Consider the following 19,980-nt stretch of genomic DNA (forward strand, 5'->3'; position numbering starts at 1 on the left):
ATGCAGACCGTTCGCACGCCCGTGCTGGAGATCGCCTACCTGGAGTCCGGTCCGCCGGACGGGCCGCCGGTGATCCTGCTGCACGGCTGGCCGTCGGACGTGCACGACTACGATGGCGTGGCGCCGCCGCTGGCCGCCGCCGGCTTCCGTGTGCTGGTGCCGTGGCTGCGGGGCTTCGGCCCGACGCAGTTCCTGCACCCCGCGACGCCGCGCAGCGGGCAGCAGGCGGCGCTGGGGGCGGACGTGCGCGACTTCATGGACGCGCTGTCGATCCCGCGCGCCACCCTGGTGGGCTACGACTGGGGCGGCCGGGCGGCCTGCGTCGTCGCGGCGCTGTGGCCGGAGCGGGTCGCCGGGCTGGTCGCGATCACCGGCTATGGCATCCAGGACATCGCCGCCGCGTCCCGGCCGGCGGCGGCGGAGCAGGAGTTCCGCTACTGGTACCAATGGTATTTCCACACCAGGCGCGGCCGCGCCGGACTGGACGCCAACCGCGGCGCGATCGCCCGCCTGCTGTGGCAGCTGTGGTCGCCGAACTGGCGTTTTGACGAGGTGATGTTCCAGGCCACGGCCGCCAGCTTCGACAACCCCGATTTCGTCGATGTCACGATCCACTCGTATCGCCACCGCTACGGCAATGCGCCCGGCGATCCTGCCCATGACGCGCTGGAGGCCAGCCTGGCCGGCCAGCCCGCGATCGCGGCGCCGACGATTGTCCTGCACGGCGAGGCTGACGGCGTCGGGCCGCCTGCCACCTCGATCACGCGCGACCGCCTGTTCGCGCGTCTTCTGGAGCGGAAACTGATCCCGCGGGCCGGGCATTTTTTGTCGCGCGAAAATCCCGCCGACGTCGTGGCCGCTGTCGTCCGCCTGGCGAAGGTGCCGGGATGACGGGCCTGGCTGCCCGTGGGATCCGGGTCCATGCGCCGCCCGCCGCCCGCCGGGCCGGTGCGCCGCAGCCCCGAAAATCCCGGGGTTCCGGATCTATTTTCGATGGAGAAACGGCCATGAAGATCATTCCCAGCGGCCAGACGCTCGGCGCGCGGATCGAGGCTATCGACCTGGCGAACCCGCTGCCCGACGCCGATTTCCGCACGCTGCTGCGCGCCCTCGGCCAGTACGGCGTGCTGTGCTTCCCGGACCAGACCTTCGAGACCCCGGACTTCGCCGCCTTCGCTCGCCGGTTCGGCGACCTGGAGGTGAACGTCGCCAATTCCTATCACGAGCCGGGCTTCCCCGAGATCATGATCCTGTCCAACGAAATCGGCGCCGACGGCAAACCGCTGGGCCTGAACGACGCCGGGCAGGGCTGGCACACCGACATGTCGTACAGCCGCGACATCGCCCTGGCGAACATCCTGCACGCCCGGGCGGTGCCGATGCGCCACGGCAAGTCCGTCGGCGAGACGCAGTTCCGCAACATGCACGCCGCCTATGAGGAACTGCCCGACGAAATGAAGCACACGCTGGAAGGCCGCACCGCCACGCATGATTTCGAGAAATTCTGGGAGGTGATGCGCCTGCGCCCCGGCTCCCGCCGCGCGAAGCTGACCGAGGAGCAGCGCCGCCGCAAGCCGCCGGTGTCGCAGCCGCTGGTGCGCATCCATCCGTTGACCGGGCGGAAGGTGCTGTACGCCAATCCCGGCTACACGATGTGGATCGACGGCATGGATCGGCACGAAAGCGACCTGATCCTGGACTACCTGTTCCGCCACCAGGAGCGGGCGGACTTCCTCTACGCGCATCACTGGGCCGTCGGCGATGTCCTGATCTGGGACAATATCGGCACGGTGCACAACGCGGTCGCCGATTACACCCCGCAGGAGCACCGCTATATGCGCCGCGCGCAGGTGATGGCGACGCTCGACTATCCCGCGCTGGTGGCCTGAGATGTCGGTCTTCACCGGCAAGCGCATCGTCGTCACCGGCGGCGCCGGCGGCATCGGCGTCGAAACCGTGCGCGCCTTCATGGAGCAGGGCGGCCACGTGATCATGGCCGACATCGACGAGGCCGCGCTGACACGGGCGCAGGAAAGCCTCGGCCGGGTGCGGCTGGGCACGATCGCCTCGGCGCTGGACACCCCGGCGGAATGCGCCCGGGTGATCGAGGCCGCCGGCGGCCCGGTGTTCGCGCTGGTGCACCTGGCCGGGCTGTTCGAGCGGGACCCGCTGGACCCGGATGACCACGGCGTGTGGAACCGGGCGATCGCGGCGAACCTGACCAACGCCTATGACATGGCCGTCGCCTTCGCCTCCCGCGCCGATGCGCGGGAGCCGGCGCGGATCGTGCTGACCAGTTCCATCGCCTATCGCCGCGGCAGTTCCAGCTATGTGTCCTATTCGGCGGCGAAGGGCGGGATCGTCGGCCTGACCCGCGCGCTGTCGCGCAAGCTGGCGCCGGACGTGCTGGTGAACGCCGTCGCCCCCGGGATCATCGAGACGCGGATGACCGACGATATCATTGCCGCGCGCGGGGATGACTTCCGTCGGGAGATCCCGCTGCAACGCTTCGGCAAGCCGGCGGAAATCGCCTCGGTGATCCGCTTCCTGTGCTCGCCGGACGCGTCCTACGTCACCGGTCAGACGATCACCATCGATGGTGGGATGACCAACGCCTGAAGGGACGCCGCGAGCAAGCAGCCAGGGCTTGCAATGCGCATTCAACTACGAAATGGTTCCGATAGAGTGCGTGTTTGCTGCTGGCCCGTTTGCCTTGGTGGCGGGCCGTTCGGTGATGAGGTCCTCATGGCGACGCCGATCAACCAAAGTTTCTTCGACGACCCGAAGGAATACAATCGCCAGGTCGGTTTTGCAGGCGGTTATGGGTCCAACGGTATGCGAGGCGGAATCTGGCCAATGACTCAGGACAAGTTGCGCCCCGGCGAGGTGATCTTTCGGGTCGGACATTCGACCTTGCCGATGACAAAGAACATGTCCTCGCCCTGGTGGATGCGCGATGAGTCATTTTATGCGATCTGCAGCGCGTCCGAGCGGAGCGGCACCAGCTTGCCGAGCCTCTATCGGATGAAATGCGCCGTCGCCTATGATTTCGGTGCCGCCGACATCCTGCTTGAGGCCCGCGTCACAGCCTTGCTGCGCGTGTTCGCCGGTCGCGGCCGGCCGGTCATGGACGAAAGCGACGGGCGGCGGGGACAGGTCTGGTTCGGTGCGTTTGAAATCGCACAGATATTCATTCCAGGTCTGCGCGATTTCGCAACCGGTTTCCCGACCCGGATCTGTCATGAAGCAATCGAGATTGTAGAGAAACACAGGCTGACCGACTACATCTCCGTCCAGCGAGGGCGTCAACGCAAGATCAGCAAGCGACTCCTCGCTGGACTCTGAATCGACCTTGGTTCAGCCGGCGGCAGGCTCACTGTTGTTATGCAGGCAGACCCATTGACGCCAGCCTGACGCATCAAGCCGGCCCATTCGTGGCCATCGGCAACGGTTCGGGCTACACGCTGAACTCGATCGTCACCCCGAACGCCTCGGACGCCGGTACCAGCACGCTGGTGCCGATGCGGTCCACCCCGCGGATGCCGCCGGCCTCCAGCGCCGCCTCGGCGGCATCCAGCGACAGCGTGCGGAGGGTCAGCGCCGCCATGTAGTCCGGCCGGCCGCGACTGTCGGGGGCGGCGTCGCCGAACATTTCCCACAGCGCCCCGGGAGTCACCACGTCGAAGCGCGACAGCCCCAGGATCAGCGCGCAGCCGTCATCCGTCGGGCGCACCGTGCGCCGGCCGAACATGCGGGCGAACAGGCGGCCGAGCGCGTCGGGATCCTCGGCCGCGATCACCGCGCGGGCGACGGCGACCGTCCCGTTGTCGTGGTGCCGCCACTCGTCCCGCCACACAAGGTTAGGCGTACGGTGCTCGCAGAAATACAGCCGGCCGAACGGCACGCTGGCGTGCGGCAGGTTGGTGGTGCGGAACGCCGCATCCCGTTGCCCGCCGGCAACCGCCACCGGGCGGGAGAAGTCCAGCGGCGGATCGACCGCCACCTCCTGCCGCCGCAGCGTCTCATAGGTTGCCGCGGCGTCGTGCGTGCCGAACACCAGCCCGTTCAGTCCCAGCGGCGCCGCCATGATCTCCGGGCGGCCGGTCTCGCCCGGCGGGACGGCGATCAACTCCAGGTAGTCGGTGCCGAAGATCGCCAGGTGGTTCATCGACCCCAGCGTGTGGTGGCCGCGTGGCGTCAGGGTGAAACCGAGTCGCCGGTAGGTTTCGGCCGCCTCGTCGATCCGGTCGCGGACGTTGACGACGACATGGTCAAGCGTAGGCACAGGGAAGACATGAGGCATTCAAGGTCATCCAGGTTACGGGTCACCGTGGCGGCGCACCGGCCCGCCATCGTCTGACGAGGTTGACACCGGTGGCAAGGAAATGCGGATGGAGGTTGGGGCACGGTTCGTGCATATTCTCACTCACACGCAATTAACGCAGCGCGAAGGATCCGGATCATGTCGGACGTTCAACCCGTGCTTCTGCTGACCGGTGCCAGCCGCGGCATTGGCCACGCCACCGTCAAGCGCTTTGGCGGCGCGGGCTGGCGCGTGCTGTCCATTTCCCGCCAGGCGTTCGACCCGCGCTGCCCGTGGCCGGGCGGCGAGGCGAACCACATCCAGCTCGACCTGGCGGATGTCGACGTTGTGCGGGAAGCCTTGCCGCGGATCAAGGAAATTACCAACGGGCGGCTGGACGCGCTGATCAACAATGCGGCCGTGTCGCCCAAGCACAGGGACGGCAGCAAGATCACCAGCCTGGAGATGGCCTATCAGGACTGGCTGCACATTTTCAACGTCAACTTCTTCTCCGCCGTGCTGTTGGCCCAGGGGTTGAGCGACCTGCTGATCCAGTCGCGCGGCAGCATCGTCAACATGACCTCGATCGTCGGGTCCCGCGTGCATCCGTTCGCCAGCGCGGCGTATGCCACGTCCAAGGCGGCGCTCGCGGCGCTGACGCGGGAGATGGCGAACGACCTCGGCCGCTACGGCGTGCGGGTGAATGCCGTCTCGCCGGGCGAGATCGATACGGCGATCCTGTCGCCGGGCACCGAGGAGATCGTGCAGCGGGAAATCCCGATGCGCCGGCTGGGCAAGCCGAGCGAGGTGGCGGACCTGCTGTACTTCCTGTGCTCGGACCAGGCGCTGTACCTCAGCGGCTCCGAGGTGCACATCGACGGCGGCCAGCGGGTCTGAGCAGCGGGTCTGAGCAGCGGGTCTGAAACCCGACAGAGCTCGCGCGTTTCCGACCTGGTTTGTCGCAGCCGGGCGTAGGGGTTGCGTCGTCCTGCCAACACGGATGGGGCGGGGGTGCCGCCGCAATCAGGCTGATACGGACGCTTCACAGCGCAACGGCAATGGTAACGATGCCGAAATGGCCGGCCCGGATGGGCATGGCGGACACCCTCCGCCTTGCGCCATGCCACGGTTGGCAACGACTTGGGGCAGTGTGCCCCGGCCTGCGGTACCAGCGCCATCCGGACCCGTCCGTGCCCGTTCACCCTTCTGCAATTTTAACACGGAGAAGACGAAGGACAACGAAGCGCCACCGAGACCGGACCAGGCTGGCCTATTCGGACCTCACCAACCACATGATCGGGTTGGGGAATCACGCGAAGAATCCGACTCGTTCACACCCCTTCGTGGCCCTCGGTGATCCTCCGTCGTCCTACCATGAAAATACGCTTCGGGACGCTTGTTCGCGAGCGTCATGGCCCGGCTTGTCCGGGCCACCTATTCAAGCACTTATGCCGCGACGGGTGGCCCGGACAAGCCGGGCCATGACGGGGTGGCACCGATCTCGCCCATTTTCGGCCATTGCGGTGCCGGCGCGCCGGCTGGCTAACTCCGTGTTGAAAATCGGTCGCCAATCCAGGCTCCACCGCCACCCCAGCCCACCTGCGACGCCGCCGATTCCTCCGCTGCTCGCCGGGAATGTCGCCCAACTGATCGGTGACTCAATGTCTTTCGGCCTGCCGCGAGCCGCAAGGGCTGGAGCAAAGGGGCTCCGACTCTCCGGCGGTGGGCACACCAGGCGACGCTGGCGCCGACTGGTACGCACGCAGGATTACAGCAAACCGCGGGTCGGTTGAGACGCACAGGCGGCCCATCTTCACCGTCGCTGATATCGGCAGAAGGCGTACACGGCGGCCCGGAGCCTGTGCCCGGGCTCGCCCCGGGTCGTCGCGATGACGAAAGAGCAGTCGCGCCGCCTGCCATCCTCCCTCTCCCCCGGCCTTGCACCCGGGCCGTCGCGCCGCAACATAACCTCGGCCAACCGCGTCCGCGGGCGCAGAACGAGAGGAAACCTATGCCAGATGGATCGACCATCGGCCGCTATGGCAGCGGCCGCGAGGTGCGGCGTATCGAGGATGCGGGCCTGCTGGCCGGCGCCGGCCGGTTCACCGATGATTTTACCCTGCCAGGGCAAACCCACCTGTCCTTTCTCCGCTCGCCCGTCGCGCACGCCCGGATCACGTCGATTGACACCGCGGCGGCACGGGCGATGCCGGGCGTGGTCGCCATCCTGACCGGCGCCGATCTCGTGGCGGCCGGGGTGAAGCCGATTCCGGTGGAGCCGATGTTCCAGCGCCCGGACGGCTCGCCCGGCGCGATGCCGCTGCGTCACGCGCTGGCGCACGAAACCGTCCGCTTCGTCGGTGAGGCCGTCGTCGCCGTGATCGCCGAAACGGCGGAGCAGGCGAAGGACGCCGCCGAGGCCGTGATCGTCGAATATGATGAACGGCCTGTCGTGACGGACGTGCAGCAGGCGCTGGCGCCGGACGCGCCGCTGGTCTGGCCGGCGGCGACCGGCAACATCGCAGCGCAGATGAAGCACGGGGACCCGGCCAAGGCCGATGCCGCGTTTGCCTCGGCCGCGCATGTCGTGTCGCTCGACCTGGTGAACCAGCGCCTGGTGCCGACGTCGATGGAGCCGCGCGCGGCGCTGGCCAGCGTCGACGCCGATACCGGCCGCCTGACGCTGCGTCTGTCCAGCCAGATGCCGTCCGGCGCGCGTGACACGCTGTGCGCGGTGCTGGGCCTGCCCGCCGAACAGATCCGCGTGATCGTCGGCGATGTCGGCGGCGGCTTTGGGATGAAGACCGGACTCTATCCCGAGGACATCGTCGTCGCCGTCGCCGCGCGCCAGACCGGCCGCCCGGTGAAGTGGATTCCCGCCCGGATCGAGGAGTTCCTGTCCTCCACCCACGGCCGCGACATCGAAAGCCATGCCGAACTGGCGCTGGACGCCAACGGCAAGGTGCTGGCCTATCGCATCCGCACCTTCGCCAACGTCGGCGCCTATCCCGGCACCGTCGGCATCATCATCCAGCTGATGATCGGCCCCTGGGTCTCCACCAGCATCTACGACATCCGCACCATCGACTTCGACCTGCAGGCGGTGCTGACCAACACGGCGCCGACCGCGGCCTATCGCGGCGCCGGGCGGCCGGAGGCGATCTACCTGATCGAGCGCCTGTTCGACGCCGCGGCCCGCAAGCTGGCCCTCGATCCGGCGGAAATTCGCCGCCGCAACCTGATCAGGCCCGAGCAGATGCCGTACACCAACGCCATGGGCCAGGAGTACGACTCCGGCAATTTCCCCTCGATCCTGGCGCAGGGGTTGGCGCTGGCGAAGTGGAGCGAATTTCCGGCGCGCGAGGCGGAGTCCAGGGCAGGTGGCAAGCTGCGCGGGCGTGGGCTGGCGTCGTTCCTGGAATGGACCGGCGGCAACGTGTTCGAGGAGCGGGTCACCGTCTCGGTGTCCGGGGACGGCGAAATCGAGGTCTATGCCTCGACCATGCCAATGGGGCAAGGGATCGCGACGTCCTACGCCCAGCTTGTCGTCGATGTCTTCGGGGTGGAGATCGAGCGGATCCGCATGGTGATGGGCGACACCGACCGCGGCTCGGGCTTCGGCAGCGCCGGGTCGCGGTCGCTGTTCACCGCCGGCTCCGCGATCAGCCATGCATCGGAGACGGCTGTGGCGAATGGCCGCGATCTTGCCGCCGAGGCGCTGGAAGCCTCGGCCGCCGACATCGAGTATGACGCGGGCGTGTTCCGCATCGCCGGCACCGACCGCAGCATCGGCCTGTTCGAACTGGCGGCGCGGCAGCCGGAGCGGCGGATCCACGTCGATTCGACCAGCAAGGTCGCCGGCCCTAGCTGGCCGAACGGATGCCACGTCGCCGAGGCCGAGGTCGATCCGGACACCGGCGCGGTGGAAATCGTCAGCTACACTTCGGTGAATGACGTCGGCCGGGTGGTCAACCCGATGATCGTGCGCGGGCAGCTCGACGGCGGCGCGGTGCAGGGTATCGGCCAGGCGATGGGCGAGCACATGCTGTACGAGCGGGAGTCGGGCCAGGTGATGACCGCCAGCATGATGGACTATTTCGTCCCGCGTGCCGACATCATCCGCGGCTTCGTGCACGAGCTGGACCAGTCCATCCCGTGCCGGAACAATCCCCTCGGCGTCAAGGGCGTCGGCGAGCTGGGCACCATCGGCGCCACGCCGGCGGTGGTGAACGCGGTTGCCGACGCCCTGGCGCGGGCCGGCCACGCGGCGGCCGCGGACCGGATCCAGATGCCGCTGACGCCGCAGGCGGTCTGGGCCGCGCTGCAGTTGCGTTCCGCCGGATAACTATCAGGATGAGGTGACGGCTGGAGGAGGATGTGGCGCCAGGTCCGTTGGCCAAGCCCCTGACCTTGCGTTTGTTCCCAAGGCGTGCGCGTGCGGCAGGGCTTGTCCGGATCACCCGCCGCGGACGATGGTGTCATATGCAACCGTCCTTGTCGCGATGCCGGCGGACCGTCATCCCGGTCTGGCGACGCGCCGCCCGGCCCGTTGCCACAGCGCCTGTGGGACCACGCGCCATGGATCAGGAAGACGAATTTTCCTCGGCCGGGCGGCGGCATGACTGGAATCGACTGCGCCGGCGCCTCGCCAGACAAAGAAAATCTGTTTATTCTACGGAAGTTTACGCGCCCGCGGCTTTGACTATAAGGGCGGCGGAATCCGACCCGAGGAGGCAGACGCCGTGACCAGCAGACACCCCGAAACCCTCGCCCTGCATGCCGGCTGGCGCCGCGACAGCGCCACCACGTCCGTTGCGGTGCCGATCTACCAGACCTCGTCGTACCAGTTCGACAGCACCGAGCATGCGGCGAACCTGTTCGGGCTGAAGGAACTCGGCAACATCTACACCCGCATCATGAACCCGACCACCGACGTGCTGGAAAAGCGCCTGGCGGCGGTCGAGGGCGGGGTGGCGGCACTGGCGCTCAGTTCCGGCCAGGCGGCGTCGGCATTCTCGGTGCAGAACCTGGCGCGCGCCGGCGACAACGTCGTCAGCTCGACAGACCTGTACGGCGGCACCTGGAACCTGTTCGCCAACACGCTGAAGGACCAGGGGATCGAGGTCCGATTCGTCGATCCGCAGGACCCCGAGGCGTTCGCCCGCGCCACCGACGACCGCACTCGCGCCTACTATGCCGAAACGCTGCCGAACCCGAAGCTGATCCCGTTCCCGATCGCCGAGGTCGCCGCCATCGGCCGCCGCTTCGGCATCCCGCTGATCATGGACAACACCGCGGCGCCGCTGCTGGTGCGGCCGTTCGAGCACGGCGCGGCGGTGGTGATGTATTCCACCACCAAGTACATCGGCGGCCACGGCACCTCCATCGGCGGCGTGGTGATTGACGGCGGCAATTTCGACTGGGAGGCGCATCCGCAGCGTCAGCCGGCTCTGAACACGCCCGATCCGTCCTATCACGGTGCGGTGTGGTCGCAGGCGGTGAAGCCGCTGGGGCCGATTGCGTATATCCTGAAGATGCGGGTGACGCTGCTGCGCGACCTGGGCGCGGCGATGTCGCCGTTCAACGCCTTCCTGTTCCTGCAAGGGCTGGAGACGCTGCCGCTGCGCATGCGCGAGCACAGCCGCAACGCCTCGGCGGTGGCGAATTTCCTGGCCAACCGCAAGGACGTCACCCGGGTGATCCATCCCGAGCATCACACCGGCCTCGGCGCCGAGCGATCCGCGAAGTACCTGCCGCACGGCCAGGGCGGCCTGGTCGGCTTCGAACTGGCCGGCGGGGCCGAGGCCGGGCGGACATTCATCGACGCGCTGAAGCTGTTCTACCACGTCGCCAACATCGGTGACGCGCGCAGTCTGGCGATCCATCCGGCCAGCACCACGCACTCGCAGTTGACGGACTCCGAGCAGATCGCCACCGGCGTCACCCCCGGCTACGTGCGGCTGTCGATCGGGCTGGAGCACATCGACGACATCCTGAGCGACCTGGCGCAGGCGCTGGACGCGGCGAAGGCATGACGGTCCGCGTCGCTCTGGTTACGGGTGGCGCGAAGGGCATCGGCGCCGCCATTGCCGCGCGGCTGTCGCAGGACGGCTGGCGCGTGGTGGTGGCGGACCGCTATGCCGCTGGTGCCGCGCCGGCGGGCGGGCGGTATGTCGCGTGCGATGTTGGCGACGAGGCGGCGGTTGCGGCGCTGGTGCGCTCGGTGGAGGCGGCGGAGCAGCGGCTGGACGCGCTGGTCTGCAACGCCGGCTTCATGATCCGCAAGCCGATAGCCGATTTGTCGCTGGCCGAGTGGACGTCGGTGCTGACGACCAACCTGACCAGCACCTTCCTGCTGGTGCGCGGGTTCGAGACGCTGCTGCGGGCGGCCAAGGGGGCGGTGGTGACCATCGCCTCGACCCGGGCGCGGATGTCGGAGCCGGATACGGAGTCGTATTCGGCGTCGAAGGGCGGGCTGGTGGCGCTGACGCATGCGCTGGCGATCAGCCTGGGGCCGGAGGTGCGGGTCAACTGCATCAGCCCCGGCTGGATCCTGACCAAGGGACCGGAGCCGACGGCCGAGGACCATGCGTTCCATCCGGCGGGCCGGGTGGGGAAGCCGGGCGATATCGCCGCCCTGGTCGCATTCCTGGCAGGTCCGGAGAACGGGTTCATTACCGGGACGGAGTTCGTGGTGGATGGCGGGGTAACCCGGAAGATGATCTATCCGGAGTAGGGCAAGGCGGTTGCCTATCCGGTAGGGCAAGACTGTTGCGTTACCATCATGGCCGGGCGTGTCCCGGCCATCCACCCCCACCGTCGAAGCGCAGATGGCCGGGACACACCCTACCGCATGCACAGATCTCGGAAACGATGCCCCACCTGCGGCGAGCGAGGCCATGATAAGGCAATTATCCGCCCGCCTGGACGACGCGTTGTCCCCCGAGATCTTGGCGTCTTGGCGTTGAACAGGAACCGTGCAGCCGCACCGGGCGGTGATGGCTGCGCCACGCCGATGGTCCGCGCGGTGGAGAGCGTCGATAAAACGCCAAGACGCCAAGACGCCAAGTTCATGGCCGCCAACCCGCTGCCTGCCGCAACCAAGGGCATGACAGGCGGCCGCACGCGTCCAGGCCATGACGGCAAGCGCCTGGTCCCAACCGTCAGGCAAGCATCTGGTTTTGCGGTCGTTGTCGAGATGTGTGCATCCGATAGGGATTACGCCCGGCCATGACGGAGAGACAACGGACCTGGCAGCCGAAGCTCTCCCCGCGCCCGCCTTTCTGATAGCCATGGGGACAGGTCCAGCCATGGCGACATGGCAATGACCCAGCTCTGCCTGCCCTCGCCCCTTCTCCTGATCCGCCCCGGAGGAACGACCGTGTCCCTCCTACCCGTCGAGTCCTTCCCGATGCTGCATGGAAATGGCTGCATTACGGACTAACCACGGCCGTGTCGGAAAACTTTACAACATCAGCGGCACCAGGCACGACGACAATCGTTATTATATTCATGCAAAATATTTTTTCGAAACGGCATGGATTGTGCATTCCCGACGTTGCCTCGGTCCACCCGCGTTGCTGCGGATCATGGACCAGAGACTGAAGTTGAACTGAGAAAGAAACGGACCAGACATCGATGGCATGCTTGAAGAAGACCTTGGCTACCCTCGCCGCTGCGGTGGCAATCTGTGCCCTCGGCCCGGTGGAGGCCTTGGCCGCCGAAATCGACATCATCGAGTCCGCGATACCCGGGGCGGACCCGACGGTCGTGCTGTCGGGCTTCATTCAGAACCCTGACGTTATCATGGGGTCTGTTGCCGGCCAGCCTGAAGCAGTCTATATCGGCAACGTAACCGCTGGGCAATTCGCTAGCACGAACACCTCATTACCTTCTCTGGTGATGGTCCTTGCCGATCCCGGCTCGCCCGTCACCTTAATCTTACTGTGTCAAAAACTGAAAGATAGTCAATGTTATCAATGGGTTATGGGAGCTCTAGTTTGCGAGAAAACGTCGTAATTTCAATGTGTTAGGCGGAAACTGACACAGTCGAATTAACAGGCTGCGGAAAAAGGCAGATTTAGCAACGCTGGTAGCGTACGTGAATTGACCCAAACCGCTACATATTGTGGTCCATAAGGTTTTTCCGCAGCCTGCTAAGCCACTAAGTCCTGCGCACCATTTCGGCTGTCATCGCGTTTGGAATAATCAATGCGATGCCAGACATAACGATTCAATAACATTATTGCAAACCTTCAATCCTCCACCCCCGGCTTGTCCGTCGGCGCCGGCGCATCCGGCTGGCGCAGCACCACGAAGCCCGACCGCCGCAGATGCCGCACCAGCCGGTCAGCCGTGATCCGGGCCATCATCTCGTCGGCGTGGGCGACCCGCTTGCGACCTTCGTAGCGCAGCGCGAACGCGATGCTGTCGGCGATCTCCTCGGCCGTCGCCGGACGCAGCTTGCCGTCTTCGCTCATGTCACCCCCGATCAGAAAAACCCGTGCAGGAACCAGCGCATGTCGCCGGTGCCGGCGTCGCTGCCGTTGCCGCGACGGAACAGCCAGAAGCGGCGGCCGTCGTCGTCCTCGATCCGGAAGTAGTCGCGCACCAGGAACCATTCGCGGTCGCGCTTCCACCACTCCCCGGCGATCCGCTCCGGCCCATCGGCGTGGCGGACCCGGTGCCGCACCTGCCGCCAGGTGAAGGACACCGGCGGGTGGTCCGGCAGCAGCGCGATCACCTCGATCGGCTGCGGCGGGTGCAGCAGCCGCACCGGCCGCGGCCAGTCCGCCGGCCAGCACGCCGATCCGCACACTGACCCGCCGGGCGACAGGACGCCGGTCCGGCGCACCGAACGCTCCGGCACGTCGCTTTCCACCACGGCGATACGATAAACCAACGACTCGCCCAGCCGGTTGACCAGGCGATCCACCAGCGGCGCCAGGTCCGGCGCGGCCGGGCCAACCAGGCACGACGCACCCTGGACGAAGCCTAGAGGCTCGGCCACGGCGACCGCCAGCCGCATCGCCTCCACCCCCGGCCCGGGATCGACCTGCTCCAGCCGCTCCTCGAACATCCGCCCGAGGTGCCGGGCGTCGCGCACCGGCCGCGCGGTGCCGACGCGCAGGGCCTGGGCGCTACCGTCCACCCGCTCGAAGCGCAGTTCCAGCCGTCGTGCCCCCTGCCCGGCCCGCTCCAGGTCGGCGCAGACCATGGCAACCAGTCGGGCGATCACCACGCAGAACGCCTCGGCCGTCGCCAGCGGCTCGACGAACCCCAGCCGCGCCTGGATCGCCGCCGCCGGCGCGACCGGCACAATCGGCTCGAACACCCGCCCCGCCGCCTGGTCCAGCCGCAGCGCCAGCAGCGGTCCGAACCGCCGCACCAGGGGCGCCCGCGCCACGGCGGCCAGCGGGCCGATGCGGTCGAATCCCATCAGCCGCAGTTCCGCCGCCACTACATCCGACAGCCGCAACGCCTCCAGCGGCAGGTCCCCCGGCATCGAAGCACCTGGCGGCACCACGCCTCCGGCCGCATACCGCGCCACCGCATGCGCCACCGCCGGCGTATCGGCCACCGCCGCCCGCGCCCGCAGTCCCTGCCCGGCCAGCCGCTCGACCAGGTCCCGCAGCAGCGCCGCCTCGCCGCCATGCAGGTGGGCCGTGCCGGACACGTCGATCCACAGCCCGTCCGGCCGATCGGGCGCCGCCAGCGGCGCATAGCGCAGGCACCACTGCGCCAGCCGCGCCAACTCCGCCGCGTCCCCCGCCGGATCCGCCACCCGCACCACCAGCCCCGGCACCAGGGCCTGCGCCAGCGCCAGCGTCATCCCGGGCCGGAGCCCCGGGGCATCGACCGCCGCCAGCGTCCGGCCGGTGACGGTGACCAAAGGAAGGCCAGGGCTCCGCCCTGGACCCGCAAAGGGGCGAAGCCCCTTTGATCCCATGACGGCGGATGGACAGGAGGGGGCGACCGTGCCGGTTGCAGCCGCTGCGTTGCCCCCTCCTGTCCATCCGCCATGAAAGGGTTCCAAGGGCCGTCGGCCCTTGGCGGGGTGCGGGGCAGCGCCCCGCTCTTCCTCAAGCCGACAGTCGCGACGGATGCGGTCGGTCGGCAATGTCGGGAACCAGACCGAGACGACCCGCCGCATCGCATGCCTCCGCTATCCAGGAACCGGGTTCGCCGCCGCGGCATCGGGTCAGGTCCAGGCGCCAGCGGGCGCGGCCCAGGCCGGGGGTTTCGGGCGCCTCGGGCAGCGCGGGCGGCGACGGTAAAACGGCGATCCGCCAGCGGGTGACGGCGGCCGAGGGCGTGGCCAGCGCCGGATCGTCGAAGCTGGCGCTGCGGCGGATCAGGATCGCCAGGACCCCGGTCCGCTCGGCCGCCAGGTGCAGCCGGCGCGACGCCACCAGGCTGATGCGCCCGGCCGGCTCGCCCACCACGGCGGCCAGGGCGGCATGGCGCAGGCCTTCCTCCATGACCGCCAGCACCGCTTTGCCGGCCTCGACGAAGATTACCCGGTTGGGCTGCAAGCCGGCGCCCGCCAGGCCGGGGGCGAACAGGTCCGCCTGGCGCAGCACCCACAGGACAGGCCCATCCAGCCGGGCCAGCAGGCCGGCAACGAACAGCGTCGCGGCGGCGGCGTGCTCCGTGTCGGCGCCCGCCGAGGCCGCCTCATGCAGCGCCCCGAGCGCAATGCCGCCCCCCGGCAGCGCCTGGTCGATCGCCGGGATGCCCAGCGGCAACGACCGCGCCGGCGCGGCGGCATCGTGGCTGCGCTCGATTCGCGCGATACGCGCCCGCAGTTGGGCGATCGTGGCGACCTGCGCCGCCGGCAGCGGCCTTGACGGCGCCGGCGCGGCATCCTGAGATGCCCCGTCAGGTATCGCCTGGGACCTTTCCCCGGAAGCCGACTGGCCAGGCCGCACAGGAATGACAAGAGGCATGAACATAAGAAGAACATAGACTGGGATTTATCCCTGAGTCGAGTCTGTCGGTGCATCTTTCGGCACTATTTTTTGCGTCATCGCTGCGATCATTCTTACGGCGCGGCGACGTCGCCGGCCTGGCGCTGGTCGCCGGCGGCGTGCTGCTGATCGTCCTGGGACACTGACCGGCAGGCTGCGGCAATGGCCGGGGGCGGAGGGGGATCAGGGTTGGCCTCGGTGCCAGGCCGGCCCCGGGATGGGACCGTCAGGATGACAAGGCATGCAAACCCGACATGGCCGTCTGCCCAGGCGATAGGGGCTATGCATTATTCCCGGCGCCCCGGCAGTGCAGAAACGGCTTCCATCCGGCCTGGCGCACCCCACCTGAAGAACAAAGCAGGTTCGCACAGATACGAGGTTGCCTGTGCAAGCCACGTGTGGCATCCGCTGCCCCGCTTCAAATGATGACGATCGCGCCACAGGGCGCCGATTTTGTTGGCTTATCGCATGGAAGATGGTCTGGTCCCGTGACTGTATCTGACGCTCCGCGCCTTGGCTTTGGGTTCACCTTTGCCGATATCGCCACCCGCGACGGGTTGATCCGCCTGGACCGCCGCTTCCTGGAACAGCTGGCGGCGCAGGAACCGGATCTGCACCGGCGCCTGCTGGCCGCCCGCGCCGCCCCGGACGAGGTGGCCGGGCGCGTCGAGTCCGACCTGGCGGTGGCGCTCGGCCCGCACCTCGACGGCTTCGTCGCCGAGTTGTTCGGCATCACGGCGGAAACCGAGGCGCTGGCGGCGGAAACCCACCGGCTCGATCCGGTGCATGCCTGCAAGCGGCTGTTCGTGCAGCGCCAGGCGGTGAAGAAATACGCCGACGCCGCCGGCCTCGACGGCGCGGCGCTGCGCGTGGACCTGGAAGCGCGCATGGGCGAGCCTCTGACGGAAACCGCCTTCGCGCATCACGTCGCCCAGTGGGAAGCCGACCCCGAGGCGCTGGATGTGGCGATGCGCTACGCCGCCTGGGCGACGCTGACGGACGCAGGCCAGGCCTGCCACCGCGGCGGCACCCTGTTCCACGTGCCGCACCGCGTCGATCCACAGCACCTGGTGCCGGTGCAGACGATCGAGCGCGACGGCGTTACCATGCTGCGCCTGCCGGAGCATGACTGGCGGCACCGCGACGGCTTCGCCCTGACCGACGAGGGCATGAGCAAGCAACAGGCGCTGGACCAGGTCAACTACTGCATCTGGTGCCACACCCAGGGCAAGGACTCCTGCTCCAGAGGCCTGAAGGACCGCAAGACCGGCGCGTTCCAGAAGTCGCCGTTCGGCGTCACCCTGGCCGGCTGCCCGCTGGACGAGAAGATCTCGGAAATGCACACGCTGCGCGCGCAGGGCAGCGTGCTGGGCGCCTTCGCCATGATCGCCATCGACAACCCGATGATGGCGGCGACCGGCCACCGTATCTGCAACGACTGCATGAAGGCCTGCATCTACCAGAAGCAGGAGGCGGTCGACATCCCGCAGGCCGAGACCTCGATCCTGAAGGACGTGCTGGCGCTGCCCTGGGGCTTCGAGATCTACGCACTGCTGACGCGATGGAACCCGCTGGACATCCGCCGTCCGCTGCCGCGCCCCGACAGCGCGCGGAAAGTGCTGATCGTCGGGCTGGGGCCGGCCGGCTTCACCCTGGCGCACCACCTGATGAACGACGGCCACACCGTGGTGGCAGTGGACGGGCTCAAAATAGAGCCGCTGACCATTGACGTGGCGACGCCGATCCGCAATGTCGAGACGCTGTACGAGAACCTGGACGACCGCGTCATGGCCGGGTTTGGCGGCGTCGCCGAGTACGGCATCACCGTCCGCTGGAACAAGAACTACCTGAAGCTGGTCCGCCTGCTGCTGGAGCGCCGGGCGGAGTTCGCGCATTTCGGCGGCGTGCGCTTCGGCGGCGGCGCCACGATGTCGATCGACGACGCCTGGGCGATGGGCTTCGACCACATCGCGCTGTGCATGGGCGCCGGCAAGCCGACGGTGCTGGACATCCCGAACGGCCTCGCCCGCGGCGTGCGGCAGGCGTCGGACTTCCTGATGGCGCTGCAGCTGACCGGCGCGGCGAAGAAGTCCTCGATCGCCAACCTGCAGTTGCGCCTGCCGGTGGTGGTCATCGGCGGCGGCCTGACCGCGATCGACACCGCGACCGAGAGCCTGGCCTACTACGTGCGGCAGGTGGAGAAATTCGCCCTGCGCTACAAGGTGCTGGTCAGCGAGAAGGGCGAGGCCGCGGTGCGGGCGCGCTGGACGCCGGAAGAGGCCGGGATCGCCGATGAGTACCTCACCCACGCCGCCGCCCTGCGCGCCGAGCGCGAAGCCGCGGCGAAGCAGGGCCGGGAGCCGCGGCTGGCGGTGCTGCTGGACAGCTGGGGCGGCGCCACCGTCGCCTATCGCCGCCGCCTGGTCGACAGCCCGTCCTACACGCTGAACCACGAGGAAGTGGCCAAGGCGATGGAGGAGGCGGTGCGCTTCGCCGAGGGCCTGACGCCGACGGCGGTGGAAACCGACGATTACGGCCACGCCTCCGCCCTGACGCTGAAGCGCGCCGACGGCTCCGAGGTGACGCTGCCGGCCCGCGCCATCCTGGTCGCCGCCGGCACCCAGCCGAACACCGTGCTGGCGCGCGAGGACCATCGCATCCAGCTCGACGGCCGCTACTTCCAGGCGGTGGACGAGTTCGGCCACAAGGTCGAGCCGGTGCGCGGCCTGGCCAAGCCGGAGCAGGCGCACGTGCTGATGCACCGCGCCGAAAACGGCCGCTTCATCAGCTTCTTCGGTGACCTGCACCCGAGCTTCTTCGGCAACGTGGTGAAGGCCATGGGCGGCGCCAAGCGCGGCTATCCGGTAGTCTCCCGCGCCCTGGCGGCGCTGCCGGCGAGTGCGGTTTCCGGCGCCGAAATCATCGCCCAGGCGCGCGATACCCTGCTTGCGACGGTGCACGCGGTGAACCGCCTGACGCCGAATATCGTCGAGGTGGTGGTGCGCGCCCCGGCGGCGGCGCGGTCGTTCAAGCCCGGCCAGTTCTACCGCCTGCAGAACTACGAGGTGCTGGCGGCATTCGACGACGAGCCAGGCATCGGCCGCACCCGGCTGAACATGGAAGGCCTGGCAATGACCGGCGCCTGGACCGACCCCGAGGCCGGGCTTGTCGGCGTCATTGCGCTGGAGATGGGCGGCAGCTCCGACCTCTGCGCCATGCTGACGCCGGGCGAGCGGGTGGTCCTGATGGGGCCGACCGGCACGCCGACGGAGATCCATGCGGATACGACGGTGGCGCTGGTGGGCGGCGGGCTTGGCAACGCCGTGCTGTTCTCCATCGGCGCGGCGACGCGGGTCGCCGGGTCGAAGGTGATCTACTTCGCCGGCTACAAGGCGGTGCGCGACCGCTACAAGGTGGCGGAGATCGAGCGCGCCGCCGACGTCATCGTCTGGTGCTGCGACGAAGCACCGGGCTTTGTCCCGAACCCCGCGCGGCCGCAGGACCGCACCTTCGTCGGCAACATCGTGCAGGCGATGGTGGCCTACGGCTCCGGCGAACTGGGCGAGCAGGCGGTGCCACTGAAGGACGCGGCGCATATGATCGTCATTGGCTCCGACCGGATGATGCAGGCGGTGCGGGCGGCGCGGCACGGCGTGTTGGAAGCGTACCTGAAGCCGTGCCACCACGCCATCGGCTCGATCAACTCCCCCATGCAGTGCATGATGAAGGAGGTGTGCGCCCAGTGCCTGCAGCCGCACACCAACCCGGAGACCGGGGAGCGGACGGTGGTGTTCTCCTGCTTCAACCAGGACCAGGCGCTGGACTGGGTGGACTTCCCGGCCCTGCATGAGCGGCTGATGCAGCAGGGCACGCAGGAGAAGCTGACGGCGCAATGGATCGACCGCACGCTGCGGCGGCTGGCGATGCGCGGCGAGGTGGCGGCGGAGTAGCGCAGGATCGGCCTGCCCGGATCGGCGCGTGGACCGGCCGCACCGGCGGCGTGCGCCCACTGCCGATCCGTGCTCTACTCTGCTTCCGTCAGAGGAGTGCGCGATGCCGGTTTCCGATTTCACCGCCCGCCTGGGCACTGGCGAAGACCGCAGCCTGGCCGCTTGGCGCGGCAAGGTGCTGCTGATCGTCAACGTCGCCTCGCAATGCGGTTTCACGCCGCAGTACGCCGGGCTGCAGGCGCTGTATGACCGGTATGGGCCGCGCGGGTTCGAAATCCTGGCCTTCCCCTGCAACCAGTTCGGCCACCAGGAGCCCGGGACGGACGCCGAGATCGCAGCCTTCTGCGATCGTACCTACCATGTGACGTTCCCTGTCTTCAGCAAGATCGAGGTGAACGGCGCCAACGCGCATCCGCTGTATGCCTGGCTGAAGCAGGAGAAGGGCGGGCTGCTGGGCGCCGCCATCAAGTGGAACTTCACCAAGTTCCTGCTCGACCGCAACGGCGAGGTGCAGGGCCGCTACGCGCCGACGGCGAAGCCCGAAAGCCTGGCGAAGGACATCGAGGCGCTGTTGTAGGCGCGGCGCCGCCGCCGAGGTCCCGGCACATTTCCGCCCCGGCCGATATTGCTCTAGTACACCTCGCCGGAAGAACGAACCCCATTTCGACGGCCGCTCACGCAGCGAGCGGCTTGCCGGTCATGGTCCACTTGAACGGCTTGGCGAGGGTGCGGTTGAAGTAGGCGATGAAGGCCTCGA

The 19,980-nt window shown here is 68.2% G+C and carries 15 protein-coding genes; 11 read left to right on the plus strand and 4 right to left on the minus strand.

Annotation, left to right across the window (positions count from 1 at the left end):
* The 4 genes from CCS01_RS05380 to CCS01_RS05395 all read left to right on the plus strand — a co-directional run bounded on the left by CCS01_RS05380 (nucleotide 1) and on the right by CCS01_RS05395 (nucleotide 3,345).
* Nucleotides 1-891, plus strand: a complete 891-nt coding sequence (locus CCS01_RS05380; RefSeq protein ID WP_104517800.1) for an alpha/beta fold hydrolase — start codon at nucleotides 1-3, stop codon at nucleotides 889-891.
* Nucleotides 892-1,007: 116 nt separating this feature from the next.
* The gene (locus tag CCS01_RS05385) at nucleotides 1,008-1,889 is read left to right on the plus strand and encodes a TauD/TfdA dioxygenase family protein (protein WP_104517801.1); all 882 of its coding nucleotides are present in this window, start codon (nucleotides 1,008-1,010) and stop codon (nucleotides 1,887-1,889) included.
* 1 nt (nucleotide 1,890) lies between these two features.
* On the plus strand, nucleotides 1,891-2,619 hold the full coding sequence (locus CCS01_RS05390; protein WP_104517802.1) for an SDR family NAD(P)-dependent oxidoreductase: 729 nt from the start codon (nucleotides 1,891-1,893) through the stop codon (nucleotides 2,617-2,619).
* 126 nt (nucleotides 2,620-2,745) lie between these two features.
* A complete protein-coding gene (locus CCS01_RS05395) occupies nucleotides 2,746-3,345 on the plus strand; it encodes a hypothetical protein (RefSeq protein WP_104517803.1) in 600 nt (199 codons plus the stop codon).
* A 112-nt stretch (nucleotides 3,346-3,457) separates the two neighbouring features.
* Here CCS01_RS05395 and CCS01_RS05400 read toward each other — a convergent pair whose 3' ends face one another.
* Complete coding sequence (locus CCS01_RS05400; RefSeq protein WP_104517804.1) at nucleotides 3,458-4,303, minus strand: VOC family protein; 846 nt, start codon at nucleotides 4,301-4,303, stop codon at nucleotides 3,458-3,460.
* A 159-nt stretch (nucleotides 4,304-4,462) separates the two neighbouring features.
* Here CCS01_RS05400 and CCS01_RS05405 point away from each other — a divergent pair, with 159 nt between their 5' ends.
* The 5 genes from CCS01_RS05405 (at nucleotide 4,463) to CCS01_RS05425 (ending at nucleotide 12,322) form a co-directional block, all read left to right on the plus strand.
* Complete coding sequence (locus tag CCS01_RS05405) at nucleotides 4,463-5,200, plus strand: SDR family NAD(P)-dependent oxidoreductase (protein ID WP_104517805.1); 738 nt, start codon at nucleotides 4,463-4,465, stop codon at nucleotides 5,198-5,200.
* Between the two features lie 1,114 nt (nucleotides 5,201-6,314).
* Nucleotides 6,315-8,648 carry a xanthine dehydrogenase family protein molybdopterin-binding subunit gene (locus CCS01_RS05410; RefSeq protein WP_104517806.1) on the plus strand — a complete coding sequence of 778 codons (2,334 nt, stop codon included), beginning with the start codon at nucleotides 6,315-6,317 and terminating at the stop codon, nucleotides 8,646-8,648.
* Nucleotides 8,649-9,045: 397 nt separating this feature from the next.
* Nucleotides 9,046-10,338, plus strand: coding sequence for an O-acetylhomoserine aminocarboxypropyltransferase/cysteine synthase family protein (locus CCS01_RS05415; protein WP_104517807.1), 1,293 nt, complete (start codon nucleotides 9,046-9,048; stop codon nucleotides 10,336-10,338).
* Nucleotides 10,335-11,039: an SDR family oxidoreductase gene (locus CCS01_RS05420; RefSeq protein WP_104517808.1), complete on the plus strand. Its 705-nt coding sequence runs from the start codon at nucleotides 10,335-10,337 to the stop codon at nucleotides 11,037-11,039. Before CCS01_RS05415 ends, CCS01_RS05420 begins: the two co-directional genes overlap by 4 nt.
* Before the next feature lie 911 nt (nucleotides 11,040-11,950).
* Nucleotides 11,951-12,322 carry a hypothetical protein gene (locus CCS01_RS05425; RefSeq protein ID WP_146101570.1) on the plus strand — a complete coding sequence of 124 codons (372 nt, stop codon included), beginning with the start codon at nucleotides 11,951-11,953 and terminating at the stop codon, nucleotides 12,320-12,322.
* Between the two features lie 236 nt (nucleotides 12,323-12,558).
* Here CCS01_RS05425 and CCS01_RS05430 read toward each other — a convergent pair whose 3' ends face one another.
* The 3 genes from CCS01_RS05430 to CCS01_RS05440 form a co-directional block, all read right to left on the minus strand.
* On the minus strand, nucleotides 12,559-12,783 hold the full coding sequence (locus CCS01_RS05430) for a hypothetical protein (protein WP_104517810.1): 225 nt from the start codon (nucleotides 12,781-12,783) through the stop codon (nucleotides 12,559-12,561).
* Nucleotides 12,784-12,794: 11 nt separating this feature from the next.
* The gene (locus CCS01_RS05435; protein WP_104517811.1) at nucleotides 12,795-14,195 is read right to left on the minus strand and encodes a Y-family DNA polymerase; all 1,401 of its coding nucleotides are present in this window, start codon (nucleotides 14,193-14,195) and stop codon (nucleotides 12,795-12,797) included.
* Nucleotides 14,196-14,385: 190 nt separating this feature from the next.
* The gene (locus CCS01_RS05440) at nucleotides 14,386-15,258 is read right to left on the minus strand and encodes an ImuA family protein (protein ID WP_239992006.1); all 873 of its coding nucleotides are present in this window, start codon (nucleotides 15,256-15,258) and stop codon (nucleotides 14,386-14,388) included.
* A gap of 503 nt (nucleotides 15,259-15,761) precedes the next feature.
* Between CCS01_RS05440 and CCS01_RS05445 the strand changes: the two genes are divergently transcribed.
* Together CCS01_RS05445 and CCS01_RS05450 are read left to right on the plus strand one after the other, a co-directional pair.
* Nucleotides 15,762-19,223 (plus strand): FAD-dependent oxidoreductase, encoded by a 3,462-nt coding sequence (locus CCS01_RS05445; protein WP_239992007.1) that lies wholly within the window; start codon nucleotides 15,762-15,764, stop codon nucleotides 19,221-19,223.
* A gap of 103 nt (nucleotides 19,224-19,326) precedes the next feature.
* Entirely contained in the window at nucleotides 19,327-19,800 is a 474-nt protein-coding gene (locus CCS01_RS05450; protein WP_104517812.1) for a glutathione peroxidase, read from the plus strand.
* The last annotated feature ends 180 nt before the right edge of the window (nucleotides 19,801-19,980 follow it).

The sequence above is a fragment of the Rhodopila globiformis genome (assembly GCF_002937115.1).
In the GTDB taxonomy this organism is placed as follows: Bacteria; Pseudomonadota; Alphaproteobacteria; order Acetobacterales; family Acetobacteraceae; genus Rhodopila; species Rhodopila globiformis.